11 protein-coding genes are annotated in these 15,805 nt (G+C 74.3%); 5 read left to right on the top strand and 6 right to left on the bottom strand.

The features are described from left to right. Positions 1-29 precede the first annotated feature (29 nt). Positions 30-1,619 (bottom strand): LCP family protein, encoded by a 1,590-nt coding sequence (locus R2737_12985; protein MEZ5117173.1) that lies wholly within the window; start codon positions 1,617-1,619, stop codon positions 30-32. 371 nt (positions 1,620-1,990) lie between these two features. Between R2737_12985 and R2737_12980 the strand changes: the two genes are divergently transcribed. Then, complete coding sequence (locus R2737_12980) at positions 1,991-5,413, top strand: SpoIID/LytB domain-containing protein (GenBank protein MEZ5117172.1); 3,423 nt, start codon at positions 1,991-1,993, stop codon at positions 5,411-5,413. A 3-nt stretch (positions 5,414-5,416) separates the two neighbouring features. Here the strand turns inward: R2737_12980 and R2737_12975 are convergent, their stop codons facing one another. Beyond that, positions 5,417-6,169: a TIGR03089 family protein gene (locus R2737_12975; protein MEZ5117171.1), complete on the bottom strand. Its 753-nt coding sequence runs from the start codon at positions 6,167-6,169 to the stop codon at positions 5,417-5,419. A 43-nt stretch (positions 6,170-6,212) separates the two neighbouring features. Here R2737_12975 and R2737_12970 point away from each other — a divergent pair, with 43 nt between their 5' ends. Both R2737_12970 and R2737_12965 read left to right on the top strand, forming a co-directional pair. Then, positions 6,213-7,295, top strand: coding sequence for an NDP-sugar synthase (locus tag R2737_12970; GenBank protein MEZ5117170.1), 1,083 nt, complete (start codon positions 6,213-6,215; stop codon positions 7,293-7,295). 3 nt (positions 7,296-7,298) lie between these two features. After that, a complete protein-coding gene (locus R2737_12965) occupies positions 7,299-8,237 on the top strand; it encodes a hypothetical protein (GenBank protein ID MEZ5117169.1) in 939 nt (312 codons plus the stop codon). Between the two features lie 34 nt (positions 8,238-8,271). Here R2737_12965 and R2737_12960 read toward each other — a convergent pair whose 3' ends face one another. The 4 genes from R2737_12960 to cofD form a co-directional block, all read right to left on the bottom strand. Continuing rightward, entirely contained in the window at positions 8,272-9,411 is a 1,140-nt protein-coding gene (locus tag R2737_12960; protein ID MEZ5117168.1) for a hypothetical protein, read from the bottom strand. Between the two features lie 192 nt (positions 9,412-9,603). Beyond that, positions 9,604-10,143, bottom strand: a complete 540-nt coding sequence (locus R2737_12955) for a VOC family protein (GenBank protein ID MEZ5117167.1) — start codon at positions 10,141-10,143, stop codon at positions 9,604-9,606. Then, the gene (locus tag R2737_12950; GenBank protein MEZ5117166.1) at positions 10,140-11,516 is read right to left on the bottom strand and encodes a coenzyme F420-0:L-glutamate ligase; all 1,377 of its coding nucleotides are present in this window, start codon (positions 11,514-11,516) and stop codon (positions 10,140-10,142) included. The genes R2737_12955 and R2737_12950 overlap by 4 nt, the downstream gene beginning before the upstream one ends. Next, positions 11,513-12,547 (bottom strand): 2-phospho-L-lactate transferase, encoded by a 1,035-nt coding sequence (gene cofD / locus R2737_12945; GenBank protein MEZ5117165.1) that lies wholly within the window; start codon positions 12,545-12,547, stop codon positions 11,513-11,515. Before cofD ends, R2737_12950 begins: the two co-directional genes overlap by 4 nt. A 75-nt stretch (positions 12,548-12,622) precedes the next feature. Between cofD and R2737_12940 the strand changes: the two genes are divergently transcribed. Further along, positions 12,623-15,229: a bifunctional FO biosynthesis protein CofGH gene (locus R2737_12940; protein MEZ5117164.1), complete on the top strand. Its 2,607-nt coding sequence runs from the start codon at positions 12,623-12,625 to the stop codon at positions 15,227-15,229. Positions 15,230-15,459: 230 nt separating this feature from the next. After that, the gene (locus R2737_12935) at positions 15,460-15,708 is read left to right on the top strand and encodes a WhiB family transcriptional regulator (protein ID MEZ5117163.1); all 249 of its coding nucleotides are present in this window, start codon (positions 15,460-15,462) and stop codon (positions 15,706-15,708) included. Positions 15,709-15,805: the final 97 nt, after the last annotated feature.

Here is a 15,805-nt window from a genome sequence, read left to right as displayed (position 1 = left end):
CGCCGCTCGTCGGGAGGGTGGATGTCCGGTCAGGACGAGCAGGAGACGGTGTCGGCCGTGGTGGCCTCCACGTCGCCGGTGGAGGAACCGTCGATCACGACCGGGCGGACTGTCGTGTAGTTCTGCCCGATGACCACGGTGAGGACGCTGCCGAGCCCGTCCACGGCCTCCGACGTCGCGCCCTTGACCGCGTAGGTCAGGGTGCGGCCGGACTCGTCGTAGCCGGGGTCGTGCTGGACCACGCTCGTGGCGTAGTCGTTGCGGTCCGCGTTGCCGACCTCGACGACGTTGAACCCGGCGGCGGTGAGCGCCTCGGCGGCCTTCGTCGCCTGTCCCTCGACGCCGCTGCCGTTGAGCACGCGCACGGAGATGCTCTGCGGGGGCGTCTTCAGCGCCGGCTGCGACGAGGTCTTCTTCGGCGGCCAGGGGGTGTCGTTGGCGATGGCCTGCCACAGCGGCGCGGCCTTCTCCTCGTCGATGACGACGTTGACGTTGTCGCCGCGCGGAAGCCACGGGACTGTCACGAACGAGATCTGCTTGGGCTTCATGTCCTTGGCGGACAGGACCAGGTCCCGCATGTTGTCCAGGTTCGCCAGCTGCGGGTCGGTGGTCAGCGACTGCGTCGCCGCGTCGAGGACGCCGTACAGCTTGACCGGGTTGAGCAGCATCTCCGTCGAGGAGGCCTTGCGGATCAGGGAGGACAGGAACTCCTGCTGCCGCTTGATCCGGGACAGGTCCGACCCGTCGCCCAGGGTCTTGCGCGCCCGCACGAACGCCAGCGCGTCCTCCCCGGAGACGACGCTCGTCCCGGCCGGCAGGACCAGGCCGCTCTTGTCGTCGTCGACCGCCGTGGTGAGGCAGACCTCGACGCCGCCCATCGCGTCGATGACCCGCTTGAATCCGCCGAAGTCGATGACGGCGAAGTGGTCGATGGTCAGGCCGGTCATCTCCTCGACCAGCTTGACGGTGCAGCCGGGGCCGCCGAGCTCGAAGGCGACATTGAACTTCTGCTCGTACCCCCCGACGGTCTCCCCGGGGGTCGTGCGGCTCTCGCACTCCGGCAGCGTGACCCAGGTGTCGCGCGGGATGCTCACGGCGATGGCCCGGCTGCGGTCCGCGGACAGGTGCAGCAGGATCGTGGTGTCGGACCGCTCCCCGCCGTAGACGTCGGGGTTGCCGTAGCCCTGGTTGCCCTTGCCCTGGCGGGAGTCCGAGCCCATCAGCAGGACGGTGACCGGGGTGTAGTTGCCCTGCTCGTCGACGACCTGCGGCACCGGGCGGTCGGAGCCGACCTGGTTGGAGATGTCCAGGACCCGGACGTTGCCCTGCAGCTTGGTGTACATCGCGGCGTAGCCGGCACCGGCGACGGTGGCCATGAGGACCACGACCGAGAGCGAGGCGAGCACGACCCGGGGCCAGCGCCGGCGGCGGGGCAGCACCGTGGCGTGCAGCCCGGGGCCCGGGGCGGGTGTGGCGTCCGGTCCGGGCGCGGGCAGTCCGGGCGCGGGGGGGACCGGCGGGAGGCCGGCCGGCGGGGTGTCCGCGAGAGGGGACCCGTCCGCGGGAACGTCGGGCTCGCCGGACGGCTCTCCGGCGGGCGGCGTGGTGCGGTCGGACACGGGCGGCCAGGCTCCTCGGCTTCGGCGCGGGGGACCCGGGCGCCGGACCCGGTCATGGTACGGGGCCCGACACGCCCGAGCGCCCGCGCGTCTGCCGCCTCGGACGCGCCGGGCGGCGCCCCCGTTCCCACCGCCGTTCCGCGCCACCCTTCCCCGCCGCCCGACCCGGGGCCCGCCGGTCCGCGGGGCGACCGTTCCGCGGCCCGGGTGTGACGAGTGGGACGGGATTCACCCAATGTCCGTCTTGACCGGTCTGGGGGGTGGTTTGGCACACTCGTCGTCGAGGCCGGGGGTGGGTCGACGCGCGCGTGGGGAGACGGCGTGCGACGTCGATGCCGCCCCGACATCCCCGGCGGAAGAGGTTCCCCCTCGTGCGCAAGGTCGTGTCCGCGGTCGTCGCCGCCCTGATCGTGCCGGCCGGGCTGGCCGTGCCGGTGCTCGGCGGCAGCGCCGCACCGCAGGACCCGGTGACGCCCACCGTCCGCGAGATCGCCCTCGCCGGCGTCGACGGGGCGGCCCTGGCCGACAGCCCGGGACCCGGCGACCCGGTGCTCGAGCCGGGCGGCGACCCGCAGGACTACGCCGCGCTCGTCGCCGGCGCAGGCCGTGGCGCTGCCGCGTCCGTGCGCACCGCCGACCCGGCCACCGACCTCGAGCCGGCCGTCGTCACGCCGCCCACCGCCACCGACGAGTTCGGTCTGGTCGCCGTGGTGGCCGACGAGCCGATGGACCCCGACAGCCGGGTCCTGGTCCGCGTCCGCGAGGACGGCGACTGGGGTGCCTGGACCGAGTTGGCCGTGACCGAGCACGCCCCGGACGCCTCCAGCGAGGAGGCCCAGCAGGCCCGTTCGGGCACCGAGCCGCTGCTCACCGACGAGGCCGACGGCGTCCAGGTGCGCATCGACACCCCCGACGGCGAGGTGCCCGACGGCACCGCGGTCTCCCTGATCGACAACCCCACGACCGACGCCGACGCGTCGCTGGTCGCCGACCTGCCGATGTCCTCCGCCCAGGCGGCCGTCGCCCGTCCGACGATCATCAGCCGGGCGCAGTGGGGCGCCGACGAGTCGCTGCGGCGCAGCCCGCCGCGCTACACCTCGACCATCAAGGTCGGCTTCGTCCACCACACCGCCTCGACGAGCAACTACTCCCGCGCGGACGCCGCGCGCCAGGTGCGCAACCTGTACGCGTACTTCGTCAACTCGCTGCGCTACTCCGACATCGCCTACAACTTCCTGGTGGACCGCTTCGGCCGGCTCTACGAGGGTCGGGCCGGGGGGATGGACCGTCCGGTCCTCGGCGGCCACACCGCCGGGTTCAACCAGAACTCGTTCGCCGTGTCCGGTCTCGGCAACTTCGAGACCTTCAACCCCTCCACGACCGACGGGCGCGCGATGTACACGTCGATCGCGCGGCTGATGGCGTGGAAGCTGTCCATGTACAACCGCGACCCGCTGGGCACCACCACGCTGGTGTCCGACTCCGGCGCGGGGACCTCGAAGTACCCGCCGGGTGCCGTCGCCACGACCCAGGTCATCGCCGGGCACGGCGACATCGGCAACACCGCGTGCCCCGGCAAGTACCTGCACCAGTACCTGCCGCAGATCCGGAACATGGCCCGGGGGCTGCTCGGCCCAGCGATCTTCGACCCGCGGCTGTCGACGAGCTCGCTCACCTGGGGCTCCGGGGGCAAGGCGTCCATCACCGCGACCGCGTCCGCGGCCATGACCTGGCAGATGACGGTCTACTCGGTGTGCGCCACCGACCCGGTGCGCACCGCCACGGGCACGCTGGCGCAGAAGGGCACGCTGAAGGTCGGCTGGGACCTGCGGGCCACCGGCGGCGACGCAGTGCCACCGGGCGTCTACCGCATCGACCTGACCGGCACGACGGCGCAGGGCCGCGAGGTCTACCCCGCGACCGCCTACGTGCGCATCGCGGCCACGGCGAGCTCACCGGAGGACCCCTGCGGCATCCCGGCGAAGTTCGACCTCGTCGGCGCGGGCTGGGGCCACGGCGTGGGCCTGTCCCAGTACGGCGCGCTCGGCCAGGCGCGGGAGGGCCGGACCGGCGAGCAGATCGTCAGCCACTACTACCCCAACACCAGCGTCACCGCCGTCCCGGACGACGCGGAGATCCGGGTGGGCCTGCTGCACCAGGTGTCCACCGCCCAGGTGCGGGCCGAGGCCCTCGACGCCGCGGGCGGCGGCATCGAGGTCGAGGTCGCCGGATCGACGGTCATCGGCAGCGGGTCCGACGTCCTGACGTTCACCCCGGTCGACGGACTGGTGAAGGTCGTCCGCAGCGACGGCACGAGCAAGACGGCACTGGGCAAGTCCGAGACCGTCGCGGTGCGCTGGTCCGGCACCCGCGTCCCAGGATCCACCGGGGTCGGCGCCACCGTCCTCAACGTGGTGGGACCCGGGGAGTCCTTCTCCTCCAGCGGGCATCGCTACCGCTACGGCTGGCTCGAGGTCGGCGCGGTGAAGTCCGGCTCGTCGTGGCGGCTCGCCGTCGTCAACAGCGTGCGGATCCACGACGAGTACCTGTACGGCATCGCCGAGGTCCCGACGTCGTGGCCGAAGGAGGCGCTGCGCGCCCAGGTGATCGCCTCGCGGACGTACGCCCTGTCCAAGGTCGCCGGCCCGACCAAGTCCGCCTGCCGCTGCCACGTCGACGACGGTGGCGGCCCCTACTACGACCAGACCTTCTCCGGCTACGCGTCCGAGACGCGGCCGCTGGGTGCCAACTGGACCGCTGCGGTCCAGTCGACGTGGACCGGCGACACCGCGGGCACCGCCGTGATGTACGCGGGCAAGCCGATCACGGCGTTCTACGGCTCGTCCTCCGGCGGCCGCACCGAGGCCAGCGAGGACGTGTGGGGCGGGGCGCTGCCGTACGCCATCAGCGTCGACGACCACTGGAGCAACATCGACGACAACCCGTACGCGTCGTGGACCCGGTCGTTCAGCAACGCCAAGCTGGCCGCCGCCTTCGGCCTGCCCGACGTCGCGACGCTGGCGGTGACCGAGCGCAACTCCTCCGGCTCGGTCGGCACGCTCACCGCGACCGCGGCCTCGGGGGCGTCCGCCTCGCTGTCCGGCACCAAGATGCGGTCCGCGCTCGGCCTGCCGTCGACCACGGTCAAGTCCATCGGCACCTCCGGCGGCACCATCCCCGCGAGCTCGTGGCCGGAGATCCCGACCGCCCCGGCACCGACGCCGGTCGAGCCGGAGCCGACCCCCACGCCGACACCGACCCCCACGACGCCGGTCGAGGTGGCGATGTCGGTGTGGTCGCCCACCACCGGGTCCGCCATCTCCAGCGGCGGCCGGTTCCACGTGCGTGGCACGGTCGAGGGCCTGAAGAAGGACGCCAAGGTCGTCCTCACCCTGGACGGGCGCGCCAAGAAGGCCGGCAAGGTCGAGGCCAAGGGCGCGGTGAACCTGCTCAACGTGCCGGCGCAGGCGGGCGAGTACCGGCTGCGCACCGGCCAGCCCGGCGCGTACGTCTACAGCGACCCGTTCCGCCTGGACATCAAGAAGTTCGCCCTGGTGGGCTTCAGCGAGAACGGGTCCCGCGACACCTTTCGGGTGGCGACGGGCAACTGGTCGAAGGGCACCACGGTCTACCTGACCCGCAACGGGGTCGCGGCGATGAAGGTGCGGGTCACCAAGTCCGGCGCTCCGCTCACCTTCACCCTGGCCGCCCGCTCCGGCAGCTACCAGGTGCGCGTCAACTCCCGGCAGGGCTACGTCTACGGCGAGGTCGGCGGGGTCGTGAAGGTCCGCTGACCTTCAGGTCAGCACCGCGTCCACCCGCTCCACCGCGAGTCGGTCCGTCCGGCGGCCGACGTCCTCGTGACGCACCAGGACCGCCGAACCGCCCACGGTCAGTGGCAGCGCCAGCATCGCGACCGTGCCGTCGAGGGTGTCCGGGTCCGCGGAGGTCATCAGGCGTCCCCCGGGTGGCAGGCCGAGGCGCCCGCCCAGGTCCTCCGCGTGCCCGACCAGCTGCCGCCAGCTGTGTGCCGAAGCGTCCGGCCCGCTGACCAGCACGGGTGCGTCCGCGGGCACCGGCGGCGGCGCGAACCGGTCTCCGTGCATGCGGGCCTCCACGGCGTGGTCCAGGACCCCCGGTTGCAGCGGATCCCGGAACGGCATGCCCATCGGGTCCAGCGAGACCGCCACGGCCTCAGCAGCACCGGCGGCCAGCGCGAGGTCGTCCGGGCCCACCACGAGCAGGTCGGCGGTCGCGGGGTCCCCGTACGGCGCCAGCACCATCCCGGCCGCCCACACCGCCCCCTGCCAGACCGCGTGCTGCCAGTGCAGTGGCAGGTGCACCGCGACCACGGCTCCGGGGTCCAGCGCGAGGCCGTCGACGAGCAGGTTGGCGGTCTTCGCGACCGCGTTCTCGACCGACGCGACGGACAGCTCCACCCGCTCGCCGCTGGCGTCGTCGTAGTACGTCAGCAGCGGCCGGGCGGCCTGCTCCCGCAGCAGCTGGTGCAGCGCGTTCCAGGGGGTGTCGGGGACGTCCGCCGGGGCCACGGTTCGGCACGCTACCGGCACCGCCCTCCGGCAGGATGAGCGCATGACCGAGGCCGTGCTGCTCGTGGGCGGTCAGGGGACGCGGCTGCGCCCGCTGACGATCAACACTCCCAAGCCGATGCTCCCGGTGGCCGGGGTGCCGTTCACCACCCACCAGATCGCGCGGGCTCGCGAGGCCGGGGTCACCCGGGTGGTGCTCGGGACGTCGTACCGCGCGGAGGTCTTCCGCGAGCACTTCGGGGACGGCCGGGACCTCGGCGTGGAGCTGGTGTACGTCACCGAGGAGCACCCGCTGGGCACCGGCGGGGCGATCCGGCACGTGGCGCCGTACCTGCAGAGCGGGCCGGACGAGCCTGTGCTCATCTTCAACGGCGACGTGCTGTCGGGCGTGGACATCGCGGGCCTGGTCGACCACTTCCGGACCACCGGGTCGGACGTGACGTTGTACCTCACCCCGGTCGAGGACCCGCGCGCCTACGGGCTGGTCCCGACCGACGCCGAGGGCCGGGTGCTGGCGTTCCTGGAGAAGCCGCAGACCCCGGAGGAGATCGTCACCGACCAGATCAACGCCGGGTGCTACGTCTTCCGGCGCGAGCTGATCGACCGGATCCCGCACGGCCGGCCGGTGTCGGTGGAGCGGGAGACGTTCCCGGGCCTGCTGGACGCGGGCGCGCTGGTCACCGGCGTCGTCGACCGCGGTTACTGGCTGGACCTGGGCACCCCGCTGGCGTTCGTGCAGGGGTCGCGCGACCTGGTCCGCGGGCTGGCCCCGTCCCCGGCCGTGCCGGGGCCGCGCGGGGAGCGGCTGGTGCTGCCCGGTGCGGAGGTGTCGCCGGACGCGACGGTCACCGGTGGCTCCGCGGTGGGCGCCGGGGCGACCGTGGGCTCCGGCGCGGTGGTGGACGGCTCGGTGCTGTTCGACGAGGCCGTGGTGGCCGCGGGCGCGGTCGTCCGTGACAGCGTCGTGGGTGCGGGCGCCATCGTCGGGCCGGGGTCGGTGCTGGAGGGCGTCGTCGTCGGCGACCGGGCGGTGGTGGGCGCCGGCAACGAGCTCGTCACCGGCGCGCGGGTCTGGCCCGGCGTCGTGCTGGGGGACACCGCGGTCCGCTTCTCCTCCGACCGCTGACCGGTGCCCTCCGACGACCTGGGGGTGACCCGGGTCTGGCGCCCCGGACGCCCGGTGGACCCGGTCACGATCCTGGGCCCGCTGGCCCGCGGGCGCGCCGACCCGGCGTACCGCCTCGACCCGGGCGGGGCGCTGTGGCGCACGACCCGGACCCCGGAGGGGCCGGCGACGGTCCGCATCACCGCCCGCCCCGCCGAGGGGACGGTCGAGCAGGTCGCCTGGGGTCCCGGTGCTGCCTGGGCGACCGACCGGCTGCCGATCACCCTGGGGGACGGCGACGACCCGGCCGGCTTCGTCGCCGACGCCCTGCCGCCCGTGCTGCGCGAGGCGTGGCGCCGGCACGGGCGGTCCTGGCGGGTGCCGGCGACCGGTCGGGTGCTGGAGGCGCTGCTGGCCGCGGTGCTGGAGCAGAAGGTCACCGGCCGGGAGTCCCGCCGGGCGTGGCGATACCTGCTGGTCCGGCACGGCGAGCGCGCCCCGGGTCCGGCGCCGGACGGGATGCGGGTGCCCCCGTCCGCGTCCGCCCTGCGCCGGGTCCCGTCGTGGGAGTGGCACCGGGCCGGGGTGGAGGGCGTCCGCTCGCAGACCGTGCTGCGCTGCGCCGCGGTCGCGGACCGGCTGGAGGAGTGCGCGGACCTGCCGTCCGACGCCGCCCGCGCCCGGCTGACCTCGGTCCCGGGCGTCGGCCCGTGGACGGCGGCCGAGGTGGCCCAGCGCGCGCTCGGGGACGCCGACGCGGTGTCGTTCGGCGACTTCCACCTGGCCCACCACCTGGTGTACGCGCTCACCGGAGAGACCGACGGCGACGACGAGCGGATGGCCGCGCTGCTGGCCCCGTACGCGCCGCACCGCTACCGGGTGCAGCGGCTGGTGGAGCTGGCCGGGGTGCAGCGCCCGGCCCGCGGCCCCCGGATCACCCCGCGCGACATCCGCCCCCTCTGACCGGCCCAGGGTCCGCGGGCGACGCCGTCAGTGCCTAACGGGTCATGCGCACGGGCAGGGAGCCCACGGAGATCCAGGTGCCCGGCTGGACCGAGCGACACCGTCCCAGCACGTCGCAGACGCGGTGGATTCCCCGGGACACCTTGATCTTCTTCGCGCTCCCGGGCGTCCACAGGATCGTCGCCCCGGCGCTCCCCGTCCAGGTCTTGCACCGGTGCACGGTCCGCTTGGTCACGCAGCCCCGCCAGACCGAGCCGACCAGCCAGCGCTGGAGCGTGCCCCACGCGCCCACGGACCGCTCCCCGGGCCACAGGTTCACGCCCAGGAAGCCCCGGGGCGGGAGCTGGGCGTACCAGTACACCCGCTCCACGCCCAGCCGCAGACCGTCGAGGTACGTCTGGGCGAGGTACGCGGCCTGCGTCGCGGCGGACAACGGGACGTAGGGGTAGGCCGGCCCCGGACCGGCCAGCCCGTAGTTGATCTCGGTGTTCCACAACGGGCGTGCCGGCGCGCCCGCCGCCCGCAGGTCCTGCTGGAACTGCCGCACGTAGCCGGCCGATGTCGTCGGCCCGCCGGTGCTGGGGGGGTAGAAGTGAGCGGAGAACACGTCGACGGGCCAGCCGCGCGTGCGAAGCCCCTGAAGGTACGCGGGCACGAACGCGCCATAGGAGCCCTGAGTCCGCAGCGCGGCGCTGGCGGAGACGACCTTGGCCGCGGGGTCCACCCGGTGGATGATCCGGTATGCCCGCGCCGTCAGCTCAGCCATCTGATCTGGCGTACCGGTCCAGAACGTCGTCAGGCTGGCCTCGTTCCACACCTGGTAGAAGGCGACCTTGCCGCGGTAGCGCTGGGCGATCGCCTCCACGAAGGCGTCCCAGTCGGACATGTCCCGTGGGGGCTCGGTGCTGAACCCGCCCGGACCGGGTGCGACCCCGGCTGCCCACGCGGGGGTGAGGCCGATCATGAGCAGCAGGTCCTCGGTGCCGCCGCGCGCGGGCGTGTCCCGTACCCACGCGTCCAGCTCGGACCACGTGAACCTGCCGCGCTCGGGCTGGATCAGGGCCCACGACGCCATGTTGAGCCGCCACGAGCCTGCGGTCACGCCGCTGCTGGCCGGGGGGAACTCGCCCTGCATCGACATGTACTGGGCGGGGATCCGCTGGGGGTCGGTCACGCTACCCGTAGCAGGGACGGTCGCGCCACGCTCCGTCACAACTTTCCTGGGGGTGGCGGCCGACGCCGAGGACGCAATCACGACTGCGTTCGGGTCGGACGACGCCCCCACCGCCGGGGACATCGGGAGGGCGACCACGGTGCAGGTCGCGAGGGTGACCGCCGCAGCGAGGGACCGACGCATCCGAGCATGCTACGTGCCGGTCGGGCCCGTCCCGACCACGGCGGCGCGGCGGAGGGCGTCGAGGTCGGTGGTCATCGCGTCGGCGACCCGGGGCCCGGGCGTCGCCAGCTGCACCAGTACCCCGCTGGCGTCGCGGGGCCGGACGAACGCCTCGCTCCAGTACGGATCCTCGTACCGCTCGCCGAATACGGTGCCGCCGGCCGAGACGACCTCGGCCACGGCGGACCGCAGATCCGGCACCACGAACGTCACGTGGTGCAGCCCACCGAGCCCGCCGGTCCGGGCGAGGAACGAGTCCAGGAACGCCGAGCCCGGCGTCGGCGCCATCAGCTCCACATGCCCGCCGCCGGCGAACTCGACGGTCACCACCACCGCGCCCAGCGGCAGCACCTCGCCGTAGACGAACCGGCCGCCCAGCACGTCGACGTACAGGCCCAGCAGCGGGTCCAGGGCCGGCCCCGCCACGCAGACGTGGTCGAAGCGAGCGCCCTCGGTCAGGACCGGGTACGGCTCGGCGGGCATCGGCGGCAGGGGCGCGTCGCCGGTCACCGGACCACCACGAAGTCATCGGGGTTCCGCGGCCCTCGTGCCGGCGGGTCCGCGGTCGCGCGGCCCACGGCGACACCGCCCAGCGGCTGCCAATCGGCCGGCAGGTCCAGCTCGGCGTGCACGACCTCCGGGCAGAAGACCGTCGACGAGATCCACGCCGAACCCAGCCCCCGCGCCGCCAGCGCGACCAGCAGGTTCTGCACCGCGGCGCCCCCCGCCACCAGGAACAGGTCCCGCTCGAAGCCGCCCCGCCGGGCGTCGGGGTAGTCGTGCGCGGCGCCGGACAGCGCCAGGAACGGCAGCACCAGGTACGGCGCGCGGCGCAGCACGTCGCCGCGGGCCAGTCGCTTGGTGACCGACTCGTCGGAGTAGCCGTCGATTCCGCGCAGGTCCTCCTCCCAGCGCCGGGCCATCGCGTCGAGCAGCCGGGTGCGAGTCGCTTCGTCCTCGAGCAGGACGAAGCGCCACGGCGTGGTGTGGTGCGGAGCGGGGGCGCTCACCGCGGCCGCCACCGCCGCGACCACGTCGTCACGGTCGACCGGGTCGTCGGTGAAGTGCCGGACGGTACGTCGCTCGAAGGGTGCGGCGGCGCGGCCGTCGCGCCATCCGGCCTGGTACGACTCGGCGGTGCCGGTGCGGAACAGGTCCTCCTGCGGGGGCCGCACGATCCGCCGCGCCCCCGGGCCGTCCTCGGCCAGCGTCGCCCAGGCGAGGCCGCGCACGACCGCCACCGGAACGCCGAAAGCCTTGCCCTTCACCAGGTCTGACGCCGCGGCCACCTCGTCCGCGACGGCCACGACCGTGGCCTCGAGAGGGATCCCGTTCGCGTCGGCGCGGCCACGGTGGTCGTCCAGCGGGAGCAGCCCGGCGACCCCGATGGCCGCGTCGGTGAGCCCGTCGCGCCAGGGCCGCCCCAGGGTGTCGGTGACGACGACGCCGACCTCGACGCCGAGCGCGGCGCGCAGGCCGGCCCGCAGCCGCCGGGCGGACGCGTCCGGGTCCTCGGGCAGCAGGGCCACGTGACCTGCCGGCACGTTGCTCGCGTCCACCCCGGCGGCGGCGAGCACCAGCCCGTGGCGCGTCTCCACGATCCGGGTCGTGCCGCGTTCGGTGGTCTTGGTCGCGACGACCCGGACGGTCTCCGCGGTGATCGCGTCCTCCCGGTCGGCGGCCGTGATGACGCGGCCCTCCGCCTTGCTGACGACCTTGCTGGTGACCACGACCACGTCGCCGTCGCGCAGCCCGCTCGAGCCGTCCGGCCACGCCAGCTGCGTGACTGCGCTGGCCAGCGCCGACGACAGGTCGTCCCCGGCCCGGACCTCCGCGATGCCCGGCACCGGGACGACCTGCAGGGGCGGGAGCAGGCGCGTCACGGCGCCACCTGCGAGGCGACGTCCAGGGCCGCCGCCGCCATGGCCGCGGTGGCGCCGGGGTCGGACATCAGCAGCGGGACCGCGCGGCAGCGGATCCCCATCGCCTCGACGTCGTGGACCGAGTCCGCGTCGGAGGTGTCGACCAGCCAGCCGTCCAGCACCCCGCCGCCCGGCTCGCCCCGCCTCGCGCCGTAGTGACCCCCCACCGCCGCGGCCGTCGTCTCCACCCCGATCGCTGCGAGGCAGGCGTCGGCCATCCCTCGTACGGGAGCCCCGCCGACGATGGGGGACACCCCTACGACGGGTGCCGCCGTGGCGCGCACCGCGTCGCGCACGCCCGGGACGGCGAGAATCGTCCCGATCGACACCACGGGGTTCGACGGCGGCAGCAGCAGCACGTCCGCCTCGGTGATCGCCTCCAGCACGCCCGGGGCGGGGCGGGCGTCCTCGATCCCGACCACCGTGAAGCCGTGGGCCGGCAGCGAGGCCCGCCACCGCACCCACCACTCCTGGAAGTGGATAGCCCGGCGCAGCGGCTCCCCGCGCGGGTCGCGGCCGCCGTCGGGGTCGTCGACGACGACGTGCGTCTCGGCCCGGTCGTCGGTCATCGGCAGCAGCCGTACGCCCGGCCGCCAGCGGGTGCACAGCGCCTCGGTGATCGCCGACAGGGGGTAGCCGGCGTTGAGCAGCTGCAGCCGGACCAGATGCGTCGCGATGTCCTTGTCCCCCAGTCCGAACCAGTCCGGCTGGACCTCGTACGCGGCGAGCTCGTCCTTGACCACGAACGTCTCGCCCTCGCGGCCCCAGCCGCGCTCGGCGGAGATGCCGCCGCCGAGCGTGTACATCACCGTGTCCAGGTCCGGGCAGACCCGCAGGCCGTGCACCCAGACGTCGTCGCCGGTGTTGCCGATGACGGTGACGTCCGCCGTCGTGCCGCCCGACCCGTCGGGATAGGCGGTCCGCAGGTGCTCCAGCAGGCCGGACAGGAAGCGGGCACCACCGATGCCGCCCGCGAGGGCCGTGATCTGCATCCCCGCATCCTGTCAGGGGGCTGCAGCGGCCGGAGCGCCCCTCGGGCGGCCGGCGGGGCTTCGTAGAGTGGCGGCATGACGTCCCCGGACGGTGGCTCCGTCCAGCAGGTGCGCCGCGCGGTGGCGCGGGCCGAGCGCGGCCAGACCCTCGACGCCGACGAGGCCGCGGCGCTGGTGCACGCCCGCGGCGAGGAGCTCGAGCGGCTGCTGGCGGTCGCGTCCCGGCTGCGGGACCAGGGCCTGGCGGAGGCGGGGCGCCCCGGCGTCGTCACTTACTCCCGCAAGGTCTTCGTCCCGGTGACCCGGCTGTGCCGGGACCGCTGCCACTACTGCACGTTCGCGACCGACCCGGCCACGCTGCGCCGCGAGGGCAGCGGCCTGTTCCTGTCGCCGGACGAGGTGGTGGCACTGGCGCAGCGGGGCGCCGAGCTGGGCTGCACCGAGGCGCTGTTCACCCTCGGCGACCGACCGGAGGACCGCTGGCCGCAGGCCCGTGCCTGGCTGGACGAGCAGGGCTACGACGACACGCTGTCCTACGTCCGCGCGCTCGCCGTCCGGGTGCTGGAGGAGACCGGCCTGCTGCCGCACCTCAACCCGGGCGTCATGACCTGGCAGGAGCTGCGGCGGCTGCGACCGGTCGCTCCGAGCATGGGGCTGATGCTGGAGACGACCGCCGAGCGGCTGTGGAGCCAGCCCGGCGCGCCGCACCACGGCAGCCCGGACAAGCAGCCGGCGGTGCGGCTGCGGGTGCTGGAGGACGCCGGTCGGCAGTCCGTCCCGTTCACCACCGGGATCCTCGTCGGCATCGGGGAGACCCCGCGGGAGCGCGTCGAGTCGCTGGTCGCGATCAGGCAGGCGCACCGGCGGCACGGGCACGTGCAGGAGGTCATCGTCCAGAACTTCCGGGCCAAGGCCGACACCGCGATGCGCGACACCGACGACCTCGGGGACGAGGAGTACCTCGCCACGCTCGCCGCCGCGCGCGTCCTGCTCGGTCCCCGGATGCGCCTGCAGGCACCGCCCAACCTCAGCGACCCCGAGGCGCTGCACCTGCTGCTGCGGGCCGGTGTCGACGACTGGGGTGGGGTCAGCCCGCTCACGCCGGACCATGTCAACCCCGAGCGCCCCTGGCCCACCATCGAGCGGCTGTCGGAGCTCACCGCGGCCGCCGGCTTCACGCTGCGACCACGTCTGACCGCCCACCCGGAGTATGTGCGCCGCGCCTCCGCGTGGATCGACCCGCGGCTGCACCCGCATGTCCGCGCGTTGGCCGACCCGACTGGTCTAGCCATCGAAGGTGTTGTACCGCAGGGTCTTCCGTGGCAGGAGCCGGACGACCTGGCCCAGCAGGACGTCTACGCCGACTTCGCGGCACGCAACGCAGGGGGCCGTACGGACCTGCACGTCACGGTGGACACGGAGGGCCGGACCACGGACCGGCGGGGCGACTTCGACGAGGTGTACGGCGACTGGGCGGAGCTACGCGACCGGGTCGCGGCACCCCGCACGACCGCTCGCCTCGACGGGGACGTGCGCGCCGCCCTGGCCCTGGCCGCGGACGACCCCGCCGCGCTGGCCGACCCCCGGCACGAGTCGTCCGCGCTCGCACTGATGACCTGCGACGGCGAGGCGCTGGACGTGCTGGCGCGCCTGGCCGACGACGTGCGTCGTGACACCGTCGGCGACGACGTGACGTACGTCGTCAACCGCAACATCAACTTCACCAACGTCTGCTACACCGGCTGCCGGTTCTGCGCGTTCGCGCAGCGGGCGACGGATGCGGACGCGTTCACGCTGTCGCTGGAGGAGATCGCCCAGCGCACCCGCGAGGCGTGGGACGCGGGAGCCACCGAGGTGTGCATGCAGGGCGGCATCCACCCGGATCTGCCCGGCACCGCGTACTTCGACCTGGCCCGAGCGGTGAAGGCGGCCGCGCCCGGGATCCACCTGCACGCGTTCAGCCCGATGGAGGTCGTCAACGGCGCCTCGCGCAGCGGGCTGTCGGTGCGGGAGTGGCTGGTCGCGGCCCGCGAGGCCGGGGTGGACTCCGTCCCCGGGACGGCGGCGGAGATCCTCGATGACGACGTCCGCTGGGTGCTGACCAAGGGGAAGCTGCCCGCGGACGCCTGGGTCGACGTGGTCACCACCGCGCACGACGTGGGCCTGCGGTCCAGCTCGACGATGATGTACGGCCACGTCGACGAGCCGGCCCACTGGACCGCGCACCTGCGGCTGCTGCGCGACCTGCAGCGGCGGACCGGAGGGTTCACCGAGTTCGTCGCGCTGCCGTTCGTGCACCACCAGGCGCCGGTCTACTTGGCGGGGGTGGCGCGTCCAGGCCCCACGCCGCGGGACAACCGCGCCGTCCACGCCATGGCCCGGCTGATGCTGCACGGCGCGGTGGACCACGTGCAGTGCTCGTGGGTGAAGCTCGGCACCGACGGCGTGCGGGCCATGCTCGCGGCCGGCTGCGACGACCTCGGCGGCACCCTGATGGAGGAGACGATCAGCCGGATGGCGGGGTCCGAGCACGGGTCGCGGCGCTCGGTCGCCGAGCTCGAGGCGATGGCGGCGGCCGCGGGCCGGCCCGCGCGTCAGCGCACGACGACGTACGGCCCCGTGGACCCCGAGCGGGTGGCCGCGGCCCGGCGGGCCGAGGCGCTCGCGGTGCTGCCCGGCTGACGGCCCGGCGCAGCCGCCCGGCGGGCGCCGGGGGAGGGCCGCCCGCCCCGAGGACCGCGGGCGATCCCGGCGTGTCGGATTGAATTTCTGCCAGAAATGTTGTCGCTGGCCTTGACGTCGGCTGCCTACACCCCTGTAATTCCACCCGTGTCGTTCGACCGCCGCGAGTGCGGCGGTCGCTCCATACGTCCCGCGGGTCGAAGGGTCGAGGAGGTACCGCGGTGGGTGAGATGGTCCGGCTTCCCCTCTCCGACGCCGAAGAGCTCGGCTGGCAGGAGCGCGCCCTGTGCGCCCAGACCGATCCGGAGGCGTTCTTCCCCGAGAAGGGCGGCAGCACGCGCGAGGCCAAGCGGGTCTGCCTGACCTGCGAGGTCAAGGTCGAGTGCCTGGAGTACGCCCTCGCCCACGACGAGCGGTTCGGCATCTGGGGCGGCCTGTCGGAGCGGGAGCGCCGTCGGCTGAAGAAGCAGGCCGTCTAGCGCCCACCGGCGCGGTGCGCCGCGCGGACGCGCGGTGCGGGCCGGCCGGGTCCGGTCCCGTACCCTGGGCTGCCCCGACGGACCGCCGCGACGCAGC

The organism is Candidatus Nanopelagicales bacterium (genome assembly GCA_041393815.1).
In the GTDB taxonomy this organism is placed as follows: Bacteria; Actinomycetota; Actinomycetes; order S36-B12; family JAWKJK01; genus JAWKJK01.
Note: the sequence above shows the minus strand (reverse complement) of the source record. Positions and strands in the feature narration are given on the sequence as shown.